The 25,113-nt window shown below is 57.0% G+C and carries 24 protein-coding genes; 10 read left to right on the top strand and 14 right to left on the bottom strand.

Features of this window, described 5'->3' with window-relative positions:
* Positions 1 to 23: 23 nt before the first annotated feature.
* Positions 24 to 374, bottom strand: coding sequence for a hypothetical protein (locus H5P17_RS11690; protein WP_182823037.1), 351 nt, complete (start codon positions 372 to 374; stop codon positions 24 to 26).
* Positions 375 to 581: 207 nt separating this feature from the next.
* On the opposite strand from H5P17_RS11690, the gene mpaA reads away from it, so the two are divergent.
* Entirely contained in the window at positions 582 to 1,289 is a 708-nt protein-coding gene (mpaA, locus tag H5P17_RS11685) for a murein tripeptide amidase MpaA (RefSeq protein ID WP_044551542.1), read from the top strand.
* 5 nt (positions 1,290 to 1,294) lie between these two features.
* On the opposite strand, the gene ycjG is transcribed toward mpaA, so the two are convergent.
* The gene (gene ycjG / locus H5P17_RS11680; protein ID WP_182823035.1) at positions 1,295 to 2,266 is read right to left on the bottom strand and encodes an L-Ala-D/L-Glu epimerase; all 972 of its coding nucleotides are present in this window, start codon (positions 2,264 to 2,266) and stop codon (positions 1,295 to 1,297) included.
* A 223-nt stretch (positions 2,267 to 2,489) separates the two neighbouring features.
* Between ycjG and tpx the strand changes: the two genes are divergently transcribed.
* Positions 2,490 to 2,993 (top strand): thiol peroxidase, encoded by a 504-nt coding sequence (tpx, locus tag H5P17_RS11675; RefSeq protein ID WP_020827093.1) that lies wholly within the window; start codon positions 2,490 to 2,492, stop codon positions 2,991 to 2,993.
* 74 nt (positions 2,994 to 3,067) lie between these two features.
* Here tpx and tyrR read toward each other — a convergent pair whose 3' ends face one another.
* From tyrR to pspA, 7 genes are all read right to left on the bottom strand, one after another.
* A complete protein-coding gene (gene tyrR, locus H5P17_RS11670; protein WP_044551546.1) occupies positions 3,068 to 4,639 on the bottom strand; it encodes a transcriptional regulator TyrR in 1,572 nt (523 codons plus the stop codon).
* A 329-nt stretch (positions 4,640 to 4,968) separates the two neighbouring features.
* Positions 4,969 to 6,030: a YcjF family protein gene (locus H5P17_RS11665; protein ID WP_182823033.1), complete on the bottom strand. Its 1,062-nt coding sequence runs from the start codon at positions 6,028 to 6,030 to the stop codon at positions 4,969 to 4,971.
* The gene (locus tag H5P17_RS11660; protein ID WP_182823031.1) at positions 6,027 to 7,424 is read right to left on the bottom strand and encodes a YcjX family protein; all 1,398 of its coding nucleotides are present in this window, start codon (positions 7,422 to 7,424) and stop codon (positions 6,027 to 6,029) included. Before H5P17_RS11660 ends, H5P17_RS11665 begins: the two co-directional genes overlap by 4 nt.
* Complete coding sequence (gene pspD / locus H5P17_RS11655) at positions 7,405 to 7,671, bottom strand: phage shock protein PspD (protein WP_182823029.1); 267 nt, start codon at positions 7,669 to 7,671, stop codon at positions 7,405 to 7,407. The genes H5P17_RS11660 and pspD overlap by 20 nt, the downstream gene beginning before the upstream one ends.
* Before the next feature lie 96 nt (positions 7,672 to 7,767).
* Positions 7,768 to 8,127, bottom strand: a complete 360-nt coding sequence (gene pspC / locus H5P17_RS11650; RefSeq protein WP_020827098.1) for an envelope stress response membrane protein PspC — start codon at positions 8,125 to 8,127, stop codon at positions 7,768 to 7,770.
* Positions 8,127 to 8,354, bottom strand: a complete 228-nt coding sequence (gene pspB / locus H5P17_RS11645) for an envelope stress response membrane protein PspB (protein WP_044551554.1) — start codon at positions 8,352 to 8,354, stop codon at positions 8,127 to 8,129. The genes pspC and pspB overlap by 1 nt, the downstream gene beginning before the upstream one ends.
* Positions 8,355 to 8,513: 159 nt before the next feature.
* Positions 8,514 to 9,179 (bottom strand): phage shock protein PspA, encoded by a 666-nt coding sequence (gene pspA, locus H5P17_RS11640; protein ID WP_182823027.1) that lies wholly within the window; start codon positions 9,177 to 9,179, stop codon positions 8,514 to 8,516.
* A gap of 184 nt (positions 9,180 to 9,363) precedes the next feature.
* Here pspA and pspF point away from each other — a divergent pair, with 184 nt between their 5' ends.
* Entirely contained in the window at positions 9,364 to 10,371 is a 1,008-nt protein-coding gene (gene pspF, locus H5P17_RS11635; RefSeq protein ID WP_182823025.1) for a phage shock protein operon transcriptional activator, read from the top strand.
* A 192-nt stretch (positions 10,372 to 10,563) separates the two neighbouring features.
* Here the strand turns inward: pspF and zigA are convergent, their stop codons facing one another.
* Genes zigA through folE2 form a run of 3 tightly spaced genes read right to left on the bottom strand, consistent with a single transcriptional unit; the run spans position 10,564 to position 13,243 of the window.
* On the bottom strand, positions 10,564 to 11,751 hold the full coding sequence (zigA, locus tag H5P17_RS11630) for a zinc metallochaperone GTPase ZigA (protein WP_182823024.1): 1,188 nt from the start codon (positions 11,749 to 11,751) through the stop codon (positions 10,564 to 10,566).
* Between the two features lie 12 nt (positions 11,752 to 11,763).
* On the bottom strand, positions 11,764 to 12,324 hold the full coding sequence (locus H5P17_RS11625; RefSeq protein ID WP_044551561.1) for a carbonate dehydratase: 561 nt from the start codon (positions 12,322 to 12,324) through the stop codon (positions 11,764 to 11,766).
* A complete protein-coding gene (gene folE2, locus H5P17_RS11620; RefSeq protein WP_182823021.1) occupies positions 12,314 to 13,243 on the bottom strand; it encodes a GTP cyclohydrolase FolE2 in 930 nt (309 codons plus the stop codon). The genes H5P17_RS11625 and folE2 overlap by 11 nt, the downstream gene beginning before the upstream one ends.
* A 205-nt stretch (positions 13,244 to 13,448) precedes the next feature.
* Here folE2 and sapA point away from each other — a divergent pair, with 205 nt between their 5' ends.
* The 6 genes from sapA to H5P17_RS11590 all read left to right on the top strand — a co-directional run bounded on the left by sapA (position 13,449) and on the right by H5P17_RS11590 (position 20,361).
* Complete coding sequence (gene sapA, locus H5P17_RS11615; protein WP_044551565.1) at positions 13,449 to 15,101, top strand: ABC transporter substrate-binding protein SapA; 1,653 nt, start codon at positions 13,449 to 13,451, stop codon at positions 15,099 to 15,101.
* On the top strand, positions 15,098 to 16,063 hold the full coding sequence (gene sapB / locus H5P17_RS11610; protein ID WP_044551567.1) for a putrescine export ABC transporter permease SapB: 966 nt from the start codon (positions 15,098 to 15,100) through the stop codon (positions 16,061 to 16,063). The genes sapA and sapB overlap by 4 nt, the downstream gene beginning before the upstream one ends.
* The gene (sapC, locus tag H5P17_RS11605) at positions 16,050 to 16,940 is read left to right on the top strand and encodes a putrescine export ABC transporter permease SapC (protein ID WP_044551569.1); all 891 of its coding nucleotides are present in this window, start codon (positions 16,050 to 16,052) and stop codon (positions 16,938 to 16,940) included. Before sapB ends, sapC begins: the two co-directional genes overlap by 14 nt.
* Complete coding sequence (sapD, locus tag H5P17_RS11600) at positions 16,940 to 17,932, top strand: putrescine export ABC transporter ATP-binding protein SapD (RefSeq protein WP_020827107.1); 993 nt, start codon at positions 16,940 to 16,942, stop codon at positions 17,930 to 17,932. The genes sapC and sapD overlap by 1 nt, the downstream gene beginning before the upstream one ends.
* Before the next feature lies 1 nt (position 17,933).
* Positions 17,934 to 18,746, top strand: a complete 813-nt coding sequence (gene sapF / locus H5P17_RS11595; protein ID WP_020827108.1) for a putrescine export ABC transporter ATP-binding protein SapF — start codon at positions 17,934 to 17,936, stop codon at positions 18,744 to 18,746.
* A gap of 427 nt (positions 18,747 to 19,173) precedes the next feature.
* Complete coding sequence (locus tag H5P17_RS11590) at positions 19,174 to 20,361, top strand: peroxidase-related enzyme (protein ID WP_182823019.1); 1,188 nt, start codon at positions 19,174 to 19,176, stop codon at positions 20,359 to 20,361.
* Between the two features lie 3 nt (positions 20,362 to 20,364).
* Here the strand turns inward: H5P17_RS11590 and H5P17_RS11585 are convergent, their stop codons facing one another.
* Together H5P17_RS11585 and dacD are read right to left on the bottom strand one after the other, a co-directional pair.
* The gene (locus tag H5P17_RS11585) at positions 20,365 to 21,261 is read right to left on the bottom strand and encodes a LysR family transcriptional regulator (RefSeq protein WP_182823018.1); all 897 of its coding nucleotides are present in this window, start codon (positions 21,259 to 21,261) and stop codon (positions 20,365 to 20,367) included.
* Between the two features lie 81 nt (positions 21,262 to 21,342).
* A complete protein-coding gene (gene dacD / locus H5P17_RS11580; protein WP_182823016.1) occupies positions 21,343 to 22,512 on the bottom strand; it encodes a serine-type D-Ala-D-Ala carboxypeptidase DacD in 1,170 nt (389 codons plus the stop codon).
* Positions 22,513 to 22,793: 281 nt separating this feature from the next.
* Between dacD and H5P17_RS11575 the strand changes: the two genes are divergently transcribed.
* The gene (locus tag H5P17_RS11575; protein WP_182823014.1) at positions 22,794 to 25,100 is read left to right on the top strand and encodes an FdhF/YdeP family oxidoreductase; all 2,307 of its coding nucleotides are present in this window, start codon (positions 22,794 to 22,796) and stop codon (positions 25,098 to 25,100) included.
* The last annotated feature ends 13 nt before the right edge of the window (positions 25,101 to 25,113 follow it).

Below are 25,113 nucleotides of genomic sequence, written 5' to 3'. Positions count from 1 at the left end.
GGGCATTTTTTACTCGAAGAGGGTTATTCGTACAGATGAATGCTGTTGATACGGTAGCTGAACTCCTCGCCCTCTTCTTCATCAAAGATGGTGAAGAAACCTTTCTCCGCCAGCGGTTTGGCATGGATATCGGTCTTTTGCATCTGGCGCGACTCGGCATCGTCATAGCCATAGTCCAGATAGAAGCTGTTTTTTTGATAGTCGACGTGCAGGGTAAACGGATAGTTGGACTCATCGCCGCGCCCATCGTCGTTCTTCACCACGCCGAACCACTCACCCTGGCGGATTTGGTTTTCCTCGTCCACGCCGCACAGCAGCGTGATGGTGTCTTTTTCATTTTCGCTATAGCTGGCAATAATTCTGGCTACTGGCATGTTAAATCCCCTGTTTGGTTATTGGGTTAGCTTTGCCGATAGTATAACAACAGCGAATTGACCGGCGGGGTTTTATTGTTACCTGCGCTAACGCACAGTTCACATATCAGGCAATGGCCGAACAATAGCTCTGGGAAAGTGCGGTCAAAGCGTAATACACTGAATAAAATGATAATCACTCTCGACCTTTAAATCAGGGAACGCATCATGATCCAGCATCGACCGCGCAGTGAACGTGGCCAATTGGCCGTTGCAGGAGAGAATTACGGCAGTTCGCTGCTGGGCGCACCGCTGCTCTATTTCCCGGCGGCCATCAGTAGCCCGGATACCGGGCTGATCATCGCCGGTACGCACGGTGACGAAGGCGCCGCTATTGTCACGCTGTCCTGTGCGCTGCGCAGCATCGCCCCCAATCAGTTGCGTCACCACGTGGTGCTGGCCGTCAACCCGGATGGTTGCCAACTCGGGCTGCGCGCCAATGCCAACGGTGTCGATCTGAACCGCAATTTCCCGGCGGCCAACTGGCGCTCCGGCGATACGGTTTATCGCTGGAACAGCGCGGCGGAAGCTCGGGACGTTAAGCTTTCGACCGGTGGTCGTCCGGGTTCCGAGCCGGAAACCCAGGCGCTGTGCCACCTGATCCATCGGCTGAAACCGCGCTGGGTAGTCTCCTTCCACGAGCCTTTGGCCTGCATCGAAGATCCTGCCAGCTCCCGGCTCGGCGTCTGGCTTTCGCACAAATTTGCCCTGCCGCTGGTCACCAGCGTCGGTTACGAGACCCCAGGCTCGTTCGGCAGTTGGTGTGCCGATTTGTCGTTGCCCTGCATTACCGCGGAATTCCCGCCCATCTCTGCCGATGCCGCCAGCGAAAGCTATCTCGACGCCATGGTGGAATTATTGACCTATTCTGACTGAGTCGGTTACGGGGCGAGATTGATCGCCCCACACTCGAAACTCAAACCCGGTTCAACGTCCTTCGCCAGCCAGGTTGGACCGTCCAAATCGACGAATCGCGCCCCCGGAGCCAAGGGTAACGCCGCGCCGATCGCCCGAGAGGTGCAGAGCATGCAGCCGAGCATGATGGCGAACCCTTGTTCCCGCGCTAATGCCGCCAACGCCAACCCTTCCGTCAGACCGCCGGTCTTGTCCAGCTTGATATTGACCATCTGATAGCGGCCTGCCAACCGCGGCAGATCGCTACGCGTGTGGCAGCTCTCATCGGCGCAAATCGGTAACGGGTGGATAAAGTTTTCCAGCACGCTGTCGTCATTCGCCGGCAGCGGTTGCTCCAGCATCGCCACGTCCAGATCCGCCAACAGCTGACAACGTGCCGCCAGCCCCTCCGCCTGCCAGGACTCATTGGCGTCGACGATCAAGGTTGCCGTCGGCACTGCCGCACGGATCGCCACCAGTCGTTCACTGATCAGGTGGTTATCAAGCTTGATTTTCAACAGGCGGGCCCCCTGCTGCTCAAGCTCACGCGCGGCGAACGCCATCGCCTCCGGCGAGCCGATGCTGACGGTTTGCGCCATCACAATGCGTTCCGGCTCTACGACTGCGCTGCGTTGCCACAGGCTCTGGCCATTCAGGCGACATTCCAGATCCCACAGTGCTGAATCCACTGCATTTCGGGCAGCGCCTGCCGGCATTAACTGCTGCAGTTGCTCCCGCGTCACGCCCTGTTCCACAGCCGTTGCCACCTCTGCCAGCTGCGCCATTACCGAGGCTTCACTTTCGCCGTAACGCGCATAGGGCGTACATTCGCCGCTGGCACGCACGCCTTGCTGTTCAATTTCGACCACCACGACTTTGGCTTCGGTCCGGCTACCGCGAGCTATCACAAAGGCAGTATGCAGCGGCCAGGCTTCTGGGTAAAAACGCATGCTTCTCATAACGGCTCCTGAGGCGAAAATTGCGCATAAACGAAGGCGGCCAGAAGGATAAATTCTGGACACAACCTAATATATACAACTATTTAGCAAACTTTATATATCCAACCCGCAATTGTTGACATAAACTGATGCCAGGGTGTGAACCTAATGTTAAGCGCGACGCAAAGCCGCTTTCATTAGGCTCATGCCCTTTGTATAAACACCTGTAAAAGGAATCAAGCTAATGACTCAGACAGTACATTTTCAAGGCAACCCGGTTAGCGTTGCAGGCCATCTGCCACAGTCCGGCGAACAAGCCAAAGCCTTCTCTCTGGTTGCCAAAGACCTGTCAGATGTGGCGCTGAGCAGCTTCGCGGGTCAACGCAAAGTTCTGAACATTTTCCCAAGCATCGATACTGGCGTTTGTGCGACTTCAGTGCGTAAATTCAACCAGTTGGCCAGCGGCCTGGATAACACCGTAGTGTTGTGCATTTCATCTGACCTGCCGTTCGCCCAGTCACGTTTCTGTGGCGCGGAAGGCCTGAGCAACGTGGTGACCCTGTCCACTCTGCGCGGGGCAGAATTCAAACAAGCCTACGGCGTTGAAATCGCCGAGGGCCCACTGGCCGGTCTGACTGCACGTGCGGTGGTGGTGCTGGATGGCCAGGATAACGTGTTGTACAGCGAGCTGGTCAATGAAATCACCAACGAACCAGACTATGACGCGGCGCTGGCTGCATTGAAATAATGTCATAAGGCTCGCGAATGACGGGCTTTGATAGTTATGGTTAAAAACGGGCGCCTAAAAGGCGCCCGTTCTTTTTACTCTTCGCTTTCCCCAGCCGGCTTGCGGCTGCTGAGCCCATACTCGCGCAGCTTGTTGGCGATCGCGGTATGTGAAACCCCCAGGCGTTTCGCCAACTTTCGCGTGCTTGGGTAAGTGCGGTACAGCCGCGTCAGCACCGAGCGCTCAAAACGCTTGCTGATGTCGTCAAGCGAGCCGTCCAACACTTCATCGCCCAGTGACATTTCAACTTCAAATTCCGGCAGGACGATATCTTGCGGACGAAGTTCGAAACCTTCCGTTTGCGTCAGCGCGCGATAAATGGCGTTCTTCAACTGCCGCACGTTGCCCGGCCAGCCGTATTTGCTGAGGAAGCTGCCCAGATCGTTGGACAATTTCGGCCGCGCCACGCCCTGCTCATCGGCAAAGCGCGCCACGAACAGTTCGGTCAGCGGCATGATGTCCTGCGGGCGTTCGCGCAGCGGCGGAAGGGTAATGGTCAGTACGTTAAGGCGATAATACAAGTCCTCACGGAACTCACCGCGTTGCACCAGTTCGGTCAGGTTCTTCTGAGTCGCACAGATCACGCGCACATCGACATGCACTTCGTGTTCTTCACCAACCCGGCGGAAAGTGCCGTCGTTAATAAAGCGCAACAGTTTGGTCTGCATGCGCGGCGACATTTCACCGATTTCATCGAGCAATACCGAACCGCCGTGAGCCTGCTCGAAGAAGCCCTTCTTGCCTTCCAGTGCATTGGGGTAAGCGCCCGGCGCATGGCCGAACAGCTCGCTTTCCGCGACGTCATCCGGCAAGGCGGCACAGTTTAGCGCCAGGAACGGCTGTTTCCCGCGCGGGCTTCGCAGGTGGCAGGCCCGGGCCAGGATGTCTTTACCGGTACCGGTATCCCCGACAATCAACAGTGGCGCATCCAGCATCGCCAGCTTGCGCGCTTGCTCCAGCACCTGGCGCATTTTCGGGCTGGCGGCGACGATATGATCAAATTCGGTATCGTCGTTCACCGACAGATTCTGCAGCTGACGGCCCATGCGCGCCGTGGACTTCAGCATCACGACCGCGCCGACGGTGTCTTTCTGCTGGTTTTCGTCCTCCAGATAGATCGGGGTGATATCCATCAGGAAATCCTGGCTGCGGATCACCACCCGCTCAGATTGCGGTGTCGCCTGCTCGCTTTCCAGCCAGCGGCTGAAGTTATAACCGCCGATCAGCGCAGTGGCGGTCTGGTTGCGGATTTTGTCTTCGCTGAAACCGAACAACGCCTGAGCCGCCGGGTTAGCCAGCTCGACCTTGCCCTTCATATCAATCGAGAAGACCGGTTCCGGCATCGACTCCAGCAGCGCACGCAGGGCGCGATGCTCGCGCTCGGACGGCATGAAATTCACGGTGCGTACGTCGGTCACGCCGGCGATGCGGCGGATCTCTGCCATCAAGGCACGGAAGGTGTCAAAATCCAGCTGGGAAAAATTGAGGTAAATGCGGCCGATGGGATCGATTTCGATGCCACGTAAATCTATGCTGCGCAATACCAAAAGATCGAGTAACTCTCGAGTCAGACCGATTCGGTCTTCGCAAAAAACTTCCAAACGCATCAGTATTGGCCTTATCTCTGCAGGTGCGGGGATGACTGGCAATGATGATACTCTCTCACCCCGAACGGTAGAAGCAATCTGTCAGCAAAAGTTGACAGAACTCTGATTTATCGCTGTTGTTGATGTTTTTAAACGCAAGTGAATAACACCATCGGCGTCATTTTAGCTGATCGGCAGAGAGTTATCACAACCGCCAATAAATTTGCAGATAAATATAATGTATTTGCAGGGGGATCGTCTTTCGTCAAGTGAAGGTTACGTCTTGGCTTTTGCGTGGCGCGACAGAGGCAGAAAGGAAGCACGGCGCCCAAATGGACGCCGTGAGGAGATTATTTGGCTTTGCTGTCGCCTTTCTTCATGGTTTCTTTCAGTTGGCCGACCAATTGGCTGCGGAAATCACCCAGCTTGGGTTTCTCACCTTCCAGCCAAGGCAGCGGGCGGCACAGTTCCATTGCCTTGATGCCAAGCCGTGCGGTCAGCAAACCGGCACCGATCCCCTGAGCTGCACGGGCAGACAAGCGAGCCGCCAGATCTTGCGACATCCAGTCCATCCCCACTTCACGCACCAGTTCGGACGCACCGGCAAAAGCAATGTTCAACAGGACCAGGCGGAATAACCGCAGACGACTAAAGTAGCCCAGCTCGATGCCATACAGCGCCGCGATGCGGTTGATAAGGCGAATATTGCGCCAGGCGATAAAAGCCATATCCACCAGCGCCAGCGGACTGACGGCGATCATTAACGTAGATTCCGCGGCAGAACGGCTGATTTCACGCCGAGCCTGGTTGTCCAGCACCGGCTGCACCAGCTTGGCGTACAGCGCCACCACTTCACGGTCGTTTTGGGTTTCATGCAGCGAGGCCTGCCAGCGCTGCAACGCCGGATGCCCTTGATCCAGACCGGCCTGACGCGCCAACTTCTCGCAGAACTCCCGCCCTTTGCCCAAACCGTGGCTGTGCAGTAGCTCTCGAGCCACATCTCGCTCTTCGGCACGCTGGCGCAGGCGATACAATCGCCGCCATTCGGTAACCACCGAGCCCACCCCGGCAAAGACGATCAAGCCACCCGCTACGCCACCGCCCAGAGCAATCCAATCCTGCTGCACCCAGGCGGTATGTACCCACTGTACGCCCTGCGCCACCACGCTAACGCCAAACAGCGCCAGGCCGGCAGTGACCATTTTACGCCACAGGCTGCGCTTGGGTTTCAAGGCCGCATTGACGATGCCTTCGGCTCGCCCCTCTTCGTCTTCCTGCTGCAGCTCCGGCGCCGCCGGGAAAAAGCTTTCCGCCTGCTGTTCATCAAAAGCCACGTTGGCACGCAGCACAGGCTCCTGTGGCGGTTGCAGCGGTTGTTCAAAATCGATACGCGGTTTTATCGGCTCGCTCATCGCAATTTATCTCCCAGTAAAAACTCCATCACCGCGTCCAGGCGAATATGTGGCAATGGGCTGTCCACGCTCATGGCGCGTGGGCGAAATTCATCGAAATGAAAACCCTGGTTTTGCCAAAACGCCGGTCCGGGCAGGCGTGCCGGCACTTCGCCGGGGAAAACCGTCAGCGGCGCGCCGTCGTTCAGACGATTGCCTTTTAACGCCGGGATGCGCTGCCCCTGATGGTCAACGATACCGCTCTCGGTAGCCTGTACCGAGGCCAGCCCAACGCAGTCCATGCTGATGCCTTCAAACGCGGCGTTCTGCCACGCTTCCTGCACCAACTGCTGCAGCAGCGACACCAGATTGGCGTGCTGATCGGCAGTAATGTGGTCGGCTTTGGTGGCGGCGAACATCAGCTTGTCGATGGTCGGCGAAAACAAGCGGCGAAACAGCGTACGCTTGCCATAGTGGAAACTCTGCATCAACTGGGTCAGCGCCAGGCGCATATCGTTAAACGCCTGCGGGCCGCTATTGAGCGGCTGCAAGCAATCCACCAGTACAATCTGACGATCGAAACGGACAAAATGCTCTTTATAAAAGTTTTTGACGATCGACTGACAGTAATAATTGAAACGCGCGCGCAGCATACCGATGTTGCTGTGCTTATCCGCCTGCGCCAGCTTCGATTCACCCAGAGCGTCCACATTTGGCCACGGGAAAAACTGCAACGCCGGCGCACCGGCCATGTCTCCCGGCAGGACAAAGCGGCCAGGCTGAATAAAGTGCAGCCCTTCGCTTTTGCAACGCAGGAGATAGTCGGTGTAGGCCTGAGCGATAGCCGCCAGTTTGTTTTCATCAGCCGGAGCCAGCGGATCGCAGCTTTTGCAAAGCTCGAGCCAGGGCTTGGCCCACTCGGCGCGATCGCCTTGCAGCAGGCCGGCCATTTGCCGCGACCAGGCCAGATAGTCCTGTTCCAGCATCGGCAGGTCCAGCAACCACTCGCCAGGGTAATCGACGATTTCCAGGTACAGGGTCGAGGTGTCTTTGAAATGGCGCAGCAGCGAATCATTGGAACGGTAACGCAGCGCCAGGCGAATTTCGCTGACGCCACGCGTCGGGGTCGGCCAGCTCGGCGGGGTGCCGTACAGCTGTGCCAACCCTTCATCATAGGTAAAACGTTGAATGCCGAGATCGCGCTGCGGAATGCGCTTCACGCCCAGCAGCCGCTCTTCACGCACCGGTGAGAACAGCGGCATGCGCGCACCGCTGTGAACATGCAGCAATTGGTTGACGAAAGCGGTGATAAAGGCAGTTTTGCCGCTACGGCTCAGGCCGGTCACCGCCAGGCGCAGATGGCGATCCATACCGCGGTTGACCAGCGACGTTAACTCATTTTGCAGTCGTTTCATTGTTCTCCTTGGCATAACGCCCAAATACCTTGTTCAGGCCTTTGCGGAACAAAGGTTCCAGCACCAGCGCCAGGACAAAGCGAATCGGTTTGCGACCCACGGTCCGCAGCAGCCAGCCGGCCGCCCCTGCCGGGCCGTAATTCAGTAACGCTATGATGATGACTTTAGACAATGTCTTCAACATTGCACCTGCTCCTCGTTTAAATCCACCGGATTTAGCGGCGCTTGCGGCATAGGTTTTGTTCATTATCAATGCCCTCCGGCACGGTTCGGGTCAATAAAGGATGATGACGGGTGCAATGCCTGACCTGCGCACGGCGCAGGCCATAGCATGCGGGGCGGGTTACAGCTTGCGGAAACGGCTCTGTACGCCGAAAGTGTCCGACGTGACGTAACGCTCAACCTGTCGCAGCTGTTGTTCGCCGCTGCCCAGTTGATATTCAAGTTGGTCGAGCAACTGACGCGGCGTTTTTTGCTGTTCGCCGTCGAAACGGCTGGCCGGCGCTTCATCCAGCACGAACACCAGCGCGAAATAAGCAATCAGGGTGAAGAAAAACAGCCCAAAGAACATCGATAACACCACGATCACCCGGATCAGGCGCACCGGCACGTCGAAATAATGGGCCAGACCGGCGCAGACGCCCTTCACCATTCCTTCTTCAGGTACGCGATAAAGCTTTTTACTGCCCAGAGTGTTGTTCATCAAGACTGTCTCCAGTTCGGGTGTTCTGCATCGAGGATCTCTTCCAGCGCCTGAATGCGTTCACGCATACGCTTGGCATCTTCGGCCAGCTGTGCCAGACGCTGCATTTCCTGATGGCTCAGTTGAATGCCGCTTTGTTGCCGATTGCTGTAATGCAGCCAAAGCCAAATCGGTGCGACAAACAACACAAAGATTGTCAACGGAATGGCAAGTAATAGAGCACTCATTTCTTTTCCTTCTTAATGCGTCTTTGGTGGGCAGCCACCCTACCGTGGCCGCCCAGGTTATTGACAAAGAGGGATAAAAGCGTGGTTTTCCTCCTTTGTGTTATCAGCCGAAAATCAATAAATTGATTTTCCTGATTTATTTTCAAAACCTTTATTGCCTTACTCGGAACGATTCATTTTCGCTTTCAGCGCCGCCAACTGCTCGCTGATGGCGTCGTCGGCTTTCAACTCGGCAAACTCTTGATCCAGAGACTTCTTTTTACCGATGCTGACGCTTTCCGCTTCGGCTTCCATGTGGTCGATGCGACGTTCGAACTGCTCGAAACGCGCCATTGCCTCATCCAGTTTGCCGCTGTCGAGCTGACGACGCACTTCGCGGGAAGACGACGCCGCCTGATGACGCAGCGTCAGCGCCTGCTGACGTGCACGGGTTTCGGTCAGTTTGTTTTCCAGCTCGCCGATTTCGCTTTTCATGCGGGCCAGGGTTTCTTCTACGGTCGAGACTTCATGAGTCAGCGTAGAGATCACGTCGGCCACTTTCTGTTTTTCGATCAGCGCCGCACGGGCCAGATCTTCTTTATCTTTACGCAGCGCCAGTTCGGCTTTGTCCTGCCAGTCGCTCAGTTGGTTTTCACCCTGCTCGATACGGCGCAACAGCTGCTTTTTCTCCGCCAGCGCACGCGCCGAGGTAGAGCGGACTTCGACCAGCGTGTCTTCCATCTCTTGGATCATCAACCGCACCAGTTTTTGCGGATCTTCTGCCTTATCCAGCAGAGTATTGATGTTGGCGTTCACGATGTCGGCAAAACGAGAAAAAATACCCATAATTCACTTCCTCTTGGTTCTGATGGCGTCTGAAGCGCCGCGGTAAATCATACAGATTGCCCAAAGACTTAATCAAAACCCGTGCCAACTTTTATTTCTTTGAATAATAAAGAATATTTATTTTTGACTCTCTGAGCGCATCCTGTAGAGTGATTATTTTCACCAAACATTGGCGAATTTCATCATGAGCGAACAGTTAGAAAACCTGCTGGGCGAAGCAAACGCCTTTGTCGAAGTCTTGGAGCAAGTCTCGCAACTGGCAAAATTGAACAAGCCGGTGTTGGTGATCGGTGAGCGCGGAACCGGTAAGGAGTTGATCGCCCACCGTTTACATTACCTCTCCAACCGTTGGCAAGGGCCTTTTATCTCGCTTAACTGCGCGGCCCTGAATGAGAACCTGTTGGATTCGGAACTGTTCGGCCATGAAGCCGGGGCTTTTACCGGTGCGCAGAAGCGCCACCTGGGCCGCTTTGAACGCGCCGACGGTGGCACCTTGTTTCTCGATGAACTGGCGACCGCGCCGATGCTGGTACAGGAAAAACTGCTGCGGGTGATTGAATACGGTCATCTGGAGCGCGTCGGCGGCAGCCAACCGCTGCAGGTCGATGTGCGATTGGTGTGTGCCACCAACGACGACTTGCCCGCGCTGGCGGCGGCAGGAAAATTCCGCGCCGACCTGCTGGACCGCCTGGCGTTCGACGTCGTGCAGTTGCCGCCGCTGCGCCGGCGCCAGCAAGACATCATGTTGCTGGCAGAACACTTTGCGATCCAAATGTGTCGTGAACTGTCGTTGCCACTGTTCCCCGGCTTTACCGAGCGTGCCAGAGATACCCTGCTCGGCTATCACTGGCCAGGCAACGTGCGCGAATTGAAAAACGTGGTGGAGCGTTCGGTTTACCGCCACGGTACCAGCGCCGAGGCGCTGGATAATATCGTCATCAACCCGTTCGCCCAGCGGGAAAGTGCGCCATTGCCTGCTGAGGCTGAAGCGCATGATGGCCTGCCGCTGCTGCCGCTGGATTTAAAAGCCTGGCAATTGGCGCAGGAAAAGTCTCTGATCGAGGCGGCACTGCAACAGGGAAGATTTAACCAACGTAAAGCGGCGGAGTTGCTCGGCCTGACCTATCACCAGCTTCGCGGCATGCTGAAAAAACATGCGTTACTGCAAAATGGCGAGGCGGACGACGAATAGCGGGCAAAAAAAAGCCAGCACCCGAGCTGGCTTAAAAAACACTGGAAGCAATGTGAGCAATGTCGTGCCTTTCACAGCAGAACCACAGGGAGTGGCCTTCCGTGAACTGCCAAGCGATGATAATAGTTATCAGTATCATCTGTAAAGCACTTTGTTGAGAATTTTTCTCATTACCACACTGTCATTGTGCAATTACCACTCAGGGAAGGGATCGGCCATCTCGTGCCAGTAATCCACTCCGGCGGCCATTTCCTCATCGTTTAGCAGGCAGGCGTCCAGCAAACGCGTTATTTCGGCCTGCTGCAGATGCTGGCCGATGAACACCAACTCCTGACGCATGTCACCGAAAGGCTCCACCCATTTTTCCATAATGTGCGCCCTCGTCTCTTCGTCTTCCGGCCACCTGTCTTGCGCTATGGCACGCCAGAAGGTACCTGCCAGTCCATAATGGGCAATCCCTCCCGCCTGGCTCCACTGCCCGGCCTGACGGGGACGCGTCGCCAGCCAGAAAAACCCTTTGGAACGCAGGAGTTTGCCACCGCCCCAGTCACCGTTGATCACCCGGTAAAATTTGTCCGGCGCAAAAGGGCGGCGGGCCTGATAAACAAAGCTGCCGATCCCGTAGTTTTCCGTTTCTGGCAAGTGCTCGCCCCGCAGCTCCTTCAACCAGCCCGGTGCCTGTTGCGCCTTGTCGAAGCTGAAGCTTTGGGTGTTCAATACCGCTTCCAGCGGCAATTTACCTGGCGATATGGGCAGAATACGGGCATCCGGATTTAAACTGGCCAGCAGCGCCATCACTTCTCCCTGCTGCTCTGGCGTCAGCAGGTCGGTTTTGCTCACCAGCATCACGTCGCAGAACTCAATCTGTTCGATCAACAGGTCCGCTACGCTGCGCAGATCGTCCTCGCCCAGGCTCTGACCGGCCTCCTGCAGCGTCTGTGCCTGCTGGTACTGCTGGATAAAATTAACCCCGTCTACCACGGTGACCAAGGTATCCAGGCGCGCAAACTGCGACAGGCTTTCTCCCTGTTCATCCTCAAAGGTAAAGGTTTCCGCCACCGGTAAAGGTTCGGAAATGCCGCTGGATTCGATCAGCAGGTAATCGAAGCGCCCTGCCTGAGCCAATTCGCGTACCGAAATCAGCAGGTCTTCGCGCAGCGTGCAGCAGATGCAGCCATTGCTCATTTCCACCAGCTTTTCCTGTTGGCGATCGAGCTGGACTTCGTTCTCGACCAAGGCTGCGTCAATGTTGACTTCGCTCATGTCGTTGACAATAACCGCCACGCGCATGCCCTGGCGGTTGTTCAGAATATGGTTTAACACCGTCGTTTTACCGGCGCCGAGAAAGCCGGAAAGCACGGTTACGGGTAATGGATTCATGGGATTCCTCACTCAAAACTCATTGCGTAATGCCTGGTAACCGCGCACCAGCTCAACGTTGGTGGCAGCCACTTCTTCAGAAAATTGTAATGCGCCGCGATCTACCTGCCGGTAAAGCGACAGATCGCTGTCGGCGCCGACGCGCTCGGTTGACGGGATATACAGGTTCTGCGGCAACGTCACGCCGTCCACCACCGCGTTGTAGCGCACCACGCAGCCGGAACCGATGTGACAGTTGAATAACACGCTGTTGAAACCGATAAACACCCGGTCTTCGATGCGGCACGGGCCATGGACAATGGCGCGATGGGCGATGGAGCTGAAGCGGCCGATGGTGACCGCCGCGCCGCTTTTCGAGTGGATCACCACGCCGTCCTGAATATTGGAATGAGAGCCGATCACGATCGGTTCCATGTCCCCGGCCGCATTGAGTTCGTCCGCACGGATCACCGCGTACGGCCCAACGTAGACAAAATCCTCGATAATCACCCGGCCGCAGATTATCGCGGTAGGATCGATATAGGCCTTCGGTGAGACCTGCGGCAGGTGTCCACTGGGGTTTTTACGCAGCATCCTGATCCTCCCGCCAGCTCAACTCCGCCACGGCATTGTGGGCATGCAGGCTTTCCTGATGTTCGACCCGCAGTGAAAAGGCGCGGTGGCTGCACTGGCTGCGTAGCATTCGGTACAGGCGGCGAGCGGCATCTTCGCAAAACATCAGGTTCTGGCCGTTAGCCAGGGCAAACGCCTGCTCGTCACTGCGTTTCACCAGCGTCTGCAACGGCGTGCCCAGCGCGTGTTCGATACGATCTATCAGGTTGACCACCGGCAATGCCGTTTCACGCTCATTCAGCGTCACCGTCACCCAGGCCCAGCTACGCTGACTGTGCGGCGTCGCCGGCATACCGTGATCGCCCAGCCAGTCGATGACCTGCTGTTGCTCGACCTTTTGCGCCGAATGTTCGAAATCAAACTGAAACTGCTGCTGCGCCAGTTGGCGACTGAGCGCCGCCGAACTCGGACAAGTGGACGAATAGGGCACGCCGACCGTCAGCGTCAGGGTAAGTGCGCTGCTCAGCGAGGCATTAATTTCCAGCGGGTAGGCTTTCCATCCCCGGTGTGGCGAAAGCAGCGCCGGACGCGACAACAGCAGCTCACCGCTGATGTGCAGGCTGGCGCGGTCGCTGTTCTCAGGTTGCGATGCCAAAAAAGCGTGCAGTTGGTCGGCAATGCGTTGCGGCGTCAGTTCGCCCTGGGTTAACTCATCCAGCGCCAGATACAGCCGCGACATGTGTATACCCCGCGCACCTTGACTGCTGGCGCGTAAATTGATCCCGACATTGACCTTTGCCATCAACGGCTTTCCAGCCAACTCCAGCGGCAACGCTATCCCTTGCATCCCGACCCAATCGAGCCCGACATCACTCATTGCGCCCTGCCAGGCCTGCGCGTCCGGCAGCGGCTGGCGTGGTGGAAGTGCAACCTTGTTCATACATCCCCTTGCTATTATCAGTACATTGCCAGGGAACGGTAACATGATTTTGTTATGTTATAACATAACAATTGTAACTTTTTTGCCTGCGTCGCCGAATTGTTCAATCAAGTAGCAGAAAACTCAGCCATTTTGCTCAATGGATTGGGCTGTTCGCCAGAGTGCGATACACTAAGGCTATTGCTTATTAACCCATGAAGCCTCTATGCGTGGTTTACCCCTTTGGATATTGTCATTGAGCTGCCTGGCCGGCAGCGCTCTGGCCTCCACACCCCCTGCGCCCACTGCGGCATCGCCGTTGCCGGACATCCGCCAAAGCGGCTTTGTCTATTGCGTCAGCGGCATACTGAACACCTTCAACCCGCAGATGGCCAGCAGCGGCCTGACGGTCGATACCCTGGCAGCACAGCTTTATGACCGTTTGCTGGACGTCGACCCCTACACCTACCGGCTGATCCCCGAATTGGCGCAGAGCTGGGAAGTACTGGATAACGGCGCGACTTACCGTTTTCACCTGCGCAAAGACGTGCCGTTCCAGACCACCGACTGGTTCAAACCGACCCGCAAATTGAATGCCGACGACGTGGTCTTCAGCTTCGAGCGCGTGTTTAACCAGAAGCACCCTTACCATGACGTCAACGGCGGCGAGTACCCTTATTTCGACAGTTTGCAATTTGGCGACTCGGTACAAAGCGTGAAGAAGCTGGATGAGTACACGGTGGAGATCCGCCTGCAGGCGCCGGATGCCTCCTTCTTGTGGCATATCGCGACCCACTATGCGCCAGTGCTTTCGGCGGAATACGCGGATGACCTGACGCGAGAAGGCCGTCAGGAGATGATAGACCGCGAACCGGTCGGCACCGGGCCTTTCATGCTCAATGAATACCGCTCAGGACAATATATCCGCCTGGCTCGCAACGATGTTTACTGGAAAGGTAAACCGCGCATGCCGCAAGTGGTGATCGACCTGGGCGCCGGCGGTACCGGACGGCTATCGAAACTGCTGACCGGCGAGTGCGACGTGCTGGCCTATCCTGCCGCCAGCCAGCTTTCGATTCTGCGCGATGACCCGCGTCTGCGCCTGACGCTGCGACCGGGGATGAATATTGCCTATCTGGCCTTTAACACCCGTAAACCGCCGCTTAACGATTTAAACGTTCGTCAGGCGATTTCGCTGGCGATCAACAACCAGCGTCTGATGCAGTCGATTTACTATGGCACCGCGGAAACCGCCGCCTCTATCTTGCCACGCGCCTCGTGGGCCTACGATAACGAAGCGCACGTTACCGAATTCAACCCGGCCAAATCGCGCGAAATGCTCAAGCAGGCGGGTATAGAGTCGCTGAACCTGCGCCTGTGGGTACCGACCGCCTCGCAATCCTACAACCCCAGCCCGTTGAAAACTGCCGAGCTGATCCAGGCCGACCTGGCCCAGGTGGGCATTACCGTCACCATAGTGCCGGTTGAAGGCCGTTTCCAGGAGGCACGGCTGATGGAGATGAACCACGATCTGACCCTCACCGGCTGGGCCACCGACAGTAACGACCCGGACAGCTTCTTCCGGCCGCTGCTGAGCTGCGCGGCAATCCGCTCGCAAACCAACTATGCTCACTGGTGTGACCCGGCGTTTGACGAAGTGCTGCAAAATGCCCTGCTGTCACAGCAACTGGCGCAGCGCATCGAAAACTATCAGAAGGCGCAGAAAATTCTCGAGCAGCAGCTGCCGGTGTTGCCGCTGGCGTCTTCATTGCGCCTGCAGGCCTACCGTTACGACATCAAAGGACTGGTACTGAGCCCGTTCGGCAATGCGTCCTTTGCCGGGGTGTACCGTGAATCCGCGGAGGGGCCGAAGAAGTGATTATCTTTACCTTACGTCGTTTTTTGCTGCTGCTGATCACCTTGTTCTTCCTGACGCTGGTCAGCTTTAGCCTCAGCTATTTTACCCCGCGGGCACCGCTGAACGGCGCCGCCCTGCTGGATGCCTATCAATTTTACTTTGTCAGCCTGCTGCACTGGGACTTTGGCGTCTCCAGCATTAACGGTCAGGCGATCAGCGAACAGCTGCGCGAAGTGTTTCCTGCAACCATGGAGCTGTGCCTGCTCGCCTTCACCCTGGCGCTGTTTATCGGCATTCCTCTGGGCATTATCGCCGGCGTGATGCGTGGCAAATGGCAGGACACCGCCATCAGCACCTTTGCGCTGTTGGGTTTTTCGATGCCGGTTTTCTGGCTGGCGCTGCTGCTGATGCTGTTTTTCTCGCTGCACCTTGGCTGGCTGCCGGTCTCCGGACGTTTCGATTTGTTGTATCAGGTCAAGCCCATTACCGGCTTCGCCCTGATTGACGCCTGGCTGTCCGATTCGCCCTACCGCACGGAAATGATCGGCAGCGCGCTGCGCCATATGATTTTGCCGATTGCCGCACTGGCGGTAGCGCCCACCACCGAGGTGGTACGTTTGATGCGTATCAGCACCGACGACGTGCTTAATCAGAACTACATCAAAGCCGCCGCAACCCGTGGCTTGTCCCGTTTCACCATTATCCGCCGCCACGTGCTGCACAATGCGCTGCCGCCTATCGTGCCCAAACTGGGGTTGCAGTTTTCCACCATGCTGACGCTGGCGATGATCACCGAAGTGGTGTTCAGTTGGCCGGGCCTGGGGCGTTGGATGATCAATGCCATTCGCCAGCAGGATTATGCGGCGATCTCCGCCGGCGTTATGGTGGTCGGCACGCTGGTGATCACCATTAACGTCCTGGCCGATATTTTAGGTGCTGCTACCAACCCACTGAAACATAAGGAATGGTATGCCCTTAGATAACGTATACCGCGAAAAGAAAATGCCGAGCCCGCTGCTTTATACCTGGCGGATTTTTTACGGCGATGCGCTGGCGATGATCGGCTTCTACGGCGTGATAGCGCTGCTGCTGCTTTCCGTGTTCGGCAGCCTGTTGGCCCCTTATGCGCTCGATCAACAGTTCCTGGGTTATCAACTGTTGCCGCCTTCCTGGTCACGTTACGGCAACGTTTCCTTCTTCCTAGGCACCGACGATCTCGGCCGCGACATTCTCAGCCGCCTGCTGACCGGCACCGCCGCCACCTTCGGCTCCGCACTGCTGGTGACCGTTGCCGCCGCCCTGGTCGGGGTGATCCTCGGGGTGTTTGCCGGGGTAACCCGCGGCCTGCGCTCGGCGGTGCTCAATCACATTCTCGACACCCTGCTCTCCATCCCTTCGCTGCTGCTGGCGATCGTGGTGGTGGCATTCCTTGGGCCAAAACTCGAGCACGCCATGCTGGCCGTCTGGCTGGCGCTGTTGCCTCGCATGGTGCGTACTATCTACAGCGCAGTGCATGACGAGTTGGAAAAAGAATATGTGGTGGCAGTGCGCCTCGATGGCGCTTCAACCTTGCAAATACTCTGGTACGCCGTGATGCCCAACATTGTGGCGGTGCTGGTGACCGAATTTACCCGTGCGCTGTCGATGGCGATCCTGGACATTGCCGCCCTAGGCTTCCTCGATCTTGGCGCACAGTTGCCGTCCCCTGAATGGGGCGCCATGCTCGGCGATTCACTGGAGCTGGTGTACGTCGCCCCCTGGACGGTGATGCTGCCCGGCGCGGCAATCCTGGTCAGCGTGTTGCTGGTTAACCTGTTGGGCGACGGTATGCGCCGCGCAATCAATACGGGGGTGGAATAATGCCATTACTTGATATCCGCAACCTGACGATTGAATTTATGACCGCCGAAGGTCCGGTAAAGGCGGTCGATCGCGTCAGCATGACGCTGAGCGAGGGAGAAGTCCGCGGCCTGGTGGGCGAATCCGGCTCCGGTAAGAGCCTGATCGCCAAAGCGATCTGTGGCGTCACCAAAGACAACTGGCGCGTCACCGCCGACCGTTTCCGTTTCGATGATATCGACCTGCTGCAACTAACACCGCGTGAACGGCGCAAGCTGGTCGGGCATAACGTGTCGATGATTTTCCAGGAGCCACAATCCTGTCTGGATCCTTCCGAAAGCATCGGCCGTCAGCTGGTGCAGGCCATCCCGGGCTGGACCTACAAAGGCCGCTGGTGGCAGCGCTTTAACTGGCGCAAACGCCGTGCCATAGAGCTGCTGCACCGCGTAGGTATCAAGGATCACAAAGACATCATGGGCAGCTTTCCTTATGAGCTGACCGACGGTGAGTGTCAGAAAGTGATGATCGCCATCGCCCTGGCCAATCAGCCGCGCCTGCTGATCGCCGATGAGCCGACCAACGCCATGGAACCGACCACTCAGGCGCAGATTTTCCGTCTGCTGGCGCGTTTGAACCAAAATAACAACACCACCATTTTGCTCATCAGCCACGATCTGCAAATGATGAGCAAATGGGCCGATCGGGTCAACGTGTTGTACTGCGGGCAAACGGTAGAAAGCGCCCAGTGCGAAGACCTGCTGGCCGCCCCGCACCATCCTTATACTCAGGCGCTGATCCGCGCGATGCCGGACTTTGGTCGCGCATTGCCGCATAAAAGCCGTCTCAATACCCTGCCGGGAGCCATTCCGTCGCTGGAGCATTTGCCGATAGGCTGCCGCCTGGGGCCGCGCTGCCCCTATGCGCAGAAGAAATGCATTGAGACACCTCGCCTGCGTCCGGTGAAAAACCACCTGTTCGCCTGCCACTTCCCGCTGAACATGGAGGAGCAATAACATGGAAACGCTGTTGGAAGTGCGCAACCTGAGCAAAACCTACCGTTACCGCACCGGGCTGTTTCGCCGCCAGCATGTGGAAGCCGTCAAGTCGGTCAGCTTTACCCTGCGTGAACGGCAAACGCTGGCCATCATCGGTGAAAACGGCTCTGGCAAGTCCACCCTGGCCAAGATGCTGTCCGGCATGGTCGAGCCCTCGGCCGGAGAACTGCTGATTGACGACCATCGGCTTAACTATGGCGATTATCGCTACCGCAGCCAGCGCATCCGCATGATATTTCAGGATCCGAGCACCTCGCTCAATCCTCGTCAACGTATCGGCCAGCTGTTGGACGCCCCGCTGCGGCTCAATACCGAAATGGCCGCCCCTGAACGTGAACAACAAATCAACCGAACCCTGCGTCAGGTGGGGATGCTGCCGGATCACGCCAATTATTACCCGCACATGCTGGCGTCCGGCCAGAAACAGCGGGTGGCTTTAGCTCGGGCATTAATCTTGCAGCCCAAAGTGATCGTAGCCGATGAGGCGTTGGCCTCGCTGGACATGTCGATGCGTTCGCAAATCATCAACCTGATGCTGGAACTGCAGGAGAAACACGGCATTTCCTATATTTATGTGACTCAGCACCTGGGTATGATGAAACACATCAGCGATCAGGTGATGGTGATGCACGAAGGGGAAATCGTCGAACGTGGCAGTACGGCTGAAGTCTTGGCTTCACCGCTGCATGAGCTGACCAAACGCCTGATTGCCAGCCACTTTGGCGAAGCACTTACCGCAGACGCCTGGCGACGCGACGGCGGCAGGTTCTGATCGTCAAATCATCAAACTAACCCGCTTTAAAGCGGGTTTTTTATCGCCCTGGTTTAGTGAGCGCTTAGCCAAAAACCGCAAATACAAATTACAATCTTGCTATATATCATTATATTTTATTCCATTCAGTTATTGATTAGTCCTTAACATTATTTTATCTCGCCAATCGAATCGGTGAGGATATCCCCTACGTTGAGCTTATTAAACGACAGGATATCGCACTGATGAACAGCCCTCGCCATCGCCGACTCTCGCAGTTTCTACTCGCTTTAGCCGCAGGTTTCTCTGTTTATGGTCACGCGCTGTGTTGTGATGGCCAAGGTTGATCCTGTCATTCCGTGCCCCTCCGCGGGCATGTTGCCATTTTGTCTTGCCGCCGCTGCCTGTTGCACCGGTGGCTGTTGCTCATGATTAAGGATCATCCCCTATGGAACTACTACGTCGACAACATAATGCCCAGTGGTATCACGAAACCCAAAGCAGCGTGCGCGGCGATCAGCCGTTGGAGCCGCAGGCGGCCGGCATCCGCGATCGATTTTTGCTGGGGCTGGGCGCTTTTGCCGACGAAGCGCTGAACACCGCGCTGACTGCCCGCGCCGGGGTGTTTAACGCCTCCCTGGCCAGCTATCACGTGCTGTTTCCGGATCGGGTCGAACTGTCACGATTAGTGACATTGTCACCTTATGACCGCCTCAGCACTGCGTTAACCGTGGCACAGGTGACCGGTGTTCAGTCGCTTTGTAGCCACTACGCCGCTCGCCTCGCCCCCCTGTACAGCCCCGACGCCTCACGTGAAAGTAATATCCGCCTCGCTCAAATCACCCAGTATGCCCGCCAGCTCGCCAGTCAACCGACGTTGATTTGCAGTAAAGCGTTGCAGCAGCTCAGCGACGTCGGGTTAAGTCCGGCGGATATCGTGACCTTCTCGCAGATTATCGGTTTTGTTAGCTACCAGGCACGCGTGGTCGCCGGTGTGGCGGCCCTGGCCGGGCGGCCAACGGGAGTGGTGCCCGGTTTCCCGAACATAGCCGACGCCGAAGGCATTGCGTTCACCGAGCAGGAACTGGCGTGGCAAGCGCGGCTTCCCTTGGTGGAGCTGGAAGAGGCCCACGCCGAACAGCTCGACGTGCTGGATCAAAGCCATCCCGACGCTCGCAGCGAATCCTATTATCTGTTGCTGGCCCACGATGCACCGGCGCTGCGTGAACGCAACGGCGTGTTCAACAGCATCAATGCCGACGGTTATGGCCTGTCGGCACGGCTGAAAGCGCTGGCGACGCTGGCAGTTTCCCGCATTAACGGCAGCCGCTACTGCGCCGCGACCGTCGCACAGGATATTCAACAGGAAGAACTGGTGGGCGCCCTGTTCAATAACATTGAACAGGGGCTGGAGAAGACAACTGACCCGGTTTGCCAGGCCGTGATCCGCGTGGCAACCGACCTGACCCGCACGCCTGAAAAGTTCACGCCGCGCAGCGTGCAGCCGCTGTTTAACAGTGGCTTGAATCAGGCGCAGGCGCTGGATGTGATCCTTACCGGCGCGCTGTATGCCTGGGAGAACCGCCTGCGTCAAACGCTCGGCGACACGCAACTTCTCAGTGAAAACCTGGCGTAACCGCTAGCGCAGCAACCAACCTCGCGCGGCATCAAAGAAATGCTGCGCCAACGGCGATGCGCGTCCCGGCTCGGCGACCACGGCCGCAGCATGACGTGACATCGCCGCTATCGCTATCGGTCGGTGTTGCAGCTCCGGCATCATTGCCGGTAACAGGTTGCCATGCGGGAAAAGCCCACAGCCCAGGCCGACGAAAATGCCCTGCAACAATTGGAATATTGACGTGGTTTCCATTCGAACGTGCAGCGCCAGTCCGGCTTCACGGAAGTTTTGGTCGAGATAACGGCGGAAGTAACGCGTCGGCTCAGCCAGGCACAACGGCAGCGCGGCCACATCCTCCAGCGTCAGAGGGGTATCTCCCACCAACTCAGGAAAATGCTGCGGGTGGAAAACCAGCTCGACCCCGGCGTCCGCCAAGGGCTGAGACTGAAAGTGCAGCTCTTGCAGCGTGGAAAGCTCAAAGAAGCCGATGCCGATATCTACGGTATGCGCCGTCAACGCTTCCAACAACTGATCGGCGCTCAGTACCGCCACCCGGTAATCCAACTGTGGGTAACGTTCACTGACGTCCTTTAGCATTTGCGCCAGCGAAATGCTGCATTGCGGTACCGCGCCGATGCGTAACGTGCCGTTAAGCCCGTGTTTAAGCGACTCGACCTCCAGCTTCAGCCCCTGATAAACCGACACGATCTCACGCGCCCACGACAGCACCCGCTCACCTTCGGCAGTAAAACCTTCGAAGTTGTTGCCGCGGTTGATTAAGGAAACGCCCAGCTCTTTTTCCAAATTTTTCAGCCGCATAGACAATGTCGGCTGACTGACAAAGCTGGCCTCTGCCGCACGGCCGAAGTGGCGCTCGCGCTCGAGATTACACAGGTAGATCAGTTGCTTAATATCCATAAAACGGCTCAATAAGTCATGACTGACCTGAGTATACCATCGCTGTGGGGTTTCGGGCGCAGCAGCCCACGCCCTGAGGGGTCAAATCTTCAGTTTTATAAAGTCCATTAACCGCGAAAACGCGCCGCCTTGCTGAACCGGTTGCAATGCCACCAGCGGCAAGGTTTTGAGCAGTTTACCGTTATCGCTGATACGGATTTCGCCAATCGTCTGCCCTTGGGTCAACGGGGCATCAAGGCGCGAAGCGCTGACCACATATTGCGCCTTCAGTTTGTCGGCTTCGCTTTTCGGCAGGCTGAGATATTCCTCTTTTGCACTGCCCACCGCGACCTCATGACGGTCGCCATACCACACTTTTTCCTGCCCCAGATTTTGCCCGGCGCTGAACAGATGCACGGTGGTGAAATCACGCAGGCCCCAGGTCAGCAATTTGCGCGCCTGCTCTTCTCGCCCTTTCGAACTTTTACCGCCCATCACCACCGCAATCAGCCGTCGGTCCCCTTCGGTGGCAGAAGCAATAATGTTAAAACCGGCCGAGGCGGTATGGCCGGTTTTCAACCCGTCGACGTGCAGGTTCTTATCCCACAGCAGCCCGTTGCGGTTTTGCTGGGTGATACCGTTCCAGGTCAGCGATTTTTCGCTGTACATGTGATACTCCGCCGGTTCGCTCATGATGATAGCGCGTGAAATCACCGCCAAATCGCCCGCCGTAGTGAATTGCCCCGGCGCATCCAACCCATGCACGGTTTCAAAATGGGTATTCTGCAGGCCAAGCTGGGCGCTCTTTTCATTCATCAGTTTGACGAATGCAGCCTGGCTGCCCGCCACGTAGTCCGCCATTGCCACACAGGCATCGTTGCCGGAATCAATGATGATACCGCGGCTGAGATCGCGAACAGTGACCCTGTCACCTGGCTTCAAGAACATCAATGATGATCCCTTAAACACCGGGTTGCCCTGCGCCCAGGCATCCTTACCGACCGTCACTACGTCATCCAGGCCAATCTTGTGTTGATCGAGCGCGTGATCAATCACCAATCCGGTCATCAGTTTGGTCAGGCTGGCCGGATTGCGTCGCTGATCTGCGTTCGCCTGAGCCAGCACCTGACCGGTGGTGTAATCCATCAATACGTAAGAGGCGGCGTCTATCGCCGGTGGTGTGTTTTGCGGAATACTGAACGGGACATCTGCTGCCTGCGCCGCCAGCGGCACTAACATGCCGGCGACCATCACCCATACTGAACGCTTCAATCACTGTTCCTCAGGCCCTGCGGGCTAAATAAAATGCCAATATAATCCGTGAGGTAGACTGCATTAATTGTCGGGAAAGCGGAATCGTTACTCTTTTTCAGCAGGTGTCATAATGCAACGATTTGTTTGCTTGGTGCCGCTACGCGATAAACCTGCTCTATGCCGCCATTGCCCCATTCGATTAGACGCTCACACCGCCCCAACCTAAACTTGTGACATAAACACTGAAAGCGCTTAAAAAAGCGTTCACTTTTTAGCTACAACCACCTGCGAAGATCAATATGAAATTTAAACCGTCAATAAAGCCGTATACCGGCGCGGCGGGCGGCTGGGGCTCACTCGAAGCCACCACTCGCTATGTGCTCGACAGCAAACAAACGCTGAAAAACCTGCGTAACCTGATGCGCGTGAACAAAGCACGCGGCTTTGACTGCCCAGGCTGTGCCTGGGGTGACGACAACCACAGCACCTTCAGTTTCTGCGAAAACGGCGCCAAGGCGGTCAGTTGGGAAGCCACGCGCAATGCGGTTGAGCCGGAGTTTTTCGCGGCCCACAGCGTGAGCACCCTGCTGCAGCAAAGTGATTATTTCCTGGAATACCAGGGCCGCCTCACCCACCCCATGCGCTATAACGCCGAAACCGACCACTACCAGCCAATCAGTTGGCCGGACGCACTGGCGTTAATCGCCCAGCACATCAACCAGATGGATAACCCGAACCAGATCGAGTTGTATACTTCGGGCCGCGCCAGCAATGAAGCTTCTTATCTGTATCAATTGTTTGGTCGTATGCTCGGCACCAGCAATTTCCCTGACTGCTCCAACATGTGCCACGAAGCCAGCGGCGTGGGCCTGAAACAAAGTATCGGCGTAGGTAAAGGCACCATTCGCATGGACGACTTTGAAAAAGCCGACGCCATCTTCGTGTTTGGCCAGAATCCCGGCACCAACCACCCGCGCATGCTGCATAGCCTGAAAAACGCCGCTAGCCGCGGTGCACGCATCGTCAGTTTTAACACCCTGCGCGAACGTGGCCTTGAGCGTTTTGCCGATCCACAAAGCCCGATTCAAATGCTGACGCCCAAGTCGTCGCCGATCAGTTCATCCTATTACCAGCCCAACCTCGGCGGGGATATGGCGGCAGTGCGCGGCATGGTGAAAGCCCTGCTGGAAAGTCATCGTGAGCGCCTGGCGGCCGGTGAATCCGGCCTGTTCGATCAGGCATTCATCAGTCAGCACAGCGTCGGCATCGAGGCTTATCTGGCGCAGGTCGATGCTACGACCTGGCAACAAATCACCCAGCAGTCCGGCCTCAGCGAGGAACAATTGCGTCAGGCGGCGGCGATTTATCAGGGTGCCGAACGCGTGATCTGCACCTGGGCGATGGGCGTTACTCAGCATAAGCATTCGGTGCCAACGGTACGTGAGATCACCAACCTGCAGCTGCTGTTCGGTCAGTTGGGTAAACCGGGTGCCGGCCTGTGTCCGGTACGCGGCCACAGTAACGTGCAAGGCAACCGCACTATGGGCATTGACGAGAAGTCCCCCAAGGCACTGCTCGACAGCCTGGAGCAGCACTTTAACTTCTCGCCGCGACGCGAGCCGGGCCATAACACCGTAGAGGCCATTGAAGCGATGCTGCGCGGTGAGGTTAAGGTCTTGCTGGCTTTGGGCGGCAATCTGGCCGCGGCGGCGCCGGACACCGAACGCACGGCCCGCGCCTTGCGCTGTTGCGATCTGACGGTGCATATCAGCACCAAGCTCAACCGCAGTCATCTGGTCACCGGCAAAGACGCGCTGATCCTGCCGACCCTGGGCCGTACCGAACAGGATATGCAGGCCAGCGGCCCACAGTACATTACGGTGGAAGACTCTTTCAGCATGGTGCATGCGTCGGAAGGCGTCGGTAAACCACTGGCGGAGACCCAGCGTTCTGAAACCGCCATTGTATGCGGCATCGCCGATGCGGTATTGGGCAACCAGCAGCTCGACTGGCTGGAGCTGGCGGACGACTATTCGTTGATCCGCGACCATATCGCCGCCACCATTCCCGGTTTCGAAGATTTCAACCGCCGCTGCGACCAGCCCGGTGGTTTCTACCTGGGTAACGCCGCCGCAGAACTGCGTTTTGCCACCCCAAGCGGCAAGGCAGAGTTTAGCGCAGCGCCCCTGCCAACCAGCCTGTTCCCGCAGTTGGATGGCCGACAAGCGCCCTTCACGCTGCAGACACTGCGTTCTCATGATCAGTACAACACCACTATCTACGGACTGGATGATCGTTATCGCGGCGTCTACGGCCAACGTGAAGTGCTGTTTATACACCCTGAGGATCTGGCGGCGCTGGACATGCAAGACGGTGAGCTGGTAGAGATCGAAACGCTGTGGAATGACGGCATTACACGCAAGGTCAGTGGCTTCAAACTGGTGAGCTACGATATTCCACGCGGAAATCTGGCGGCTTACTACCCAGAGACTAACCCGTTGGTGCCGCTGGCCAGCTTTGGTGACGGCACCGGCACGCCAACGTCGAAGTCGATACCGGTGGAGATCCGCCGTTGCGTCGCGCAACCGACGCTGCGTATTGCCTGAATGGTTGCGCCCG

This window comes from Serratia sp. OS31 (assembly GCF_014164835.1).
GTDB lineage: Bacteria > Pseudomonadota > Gammaproteobacteria > Enterobacterales > Enterobacteriaceae > Serratia > Serratia liquefaciens_A.
The sequence above is the reverse complement of the archived record's forward strand: the minus strand, read 5'-3'. Positions and strand labels throughout refer to the sequence as shown.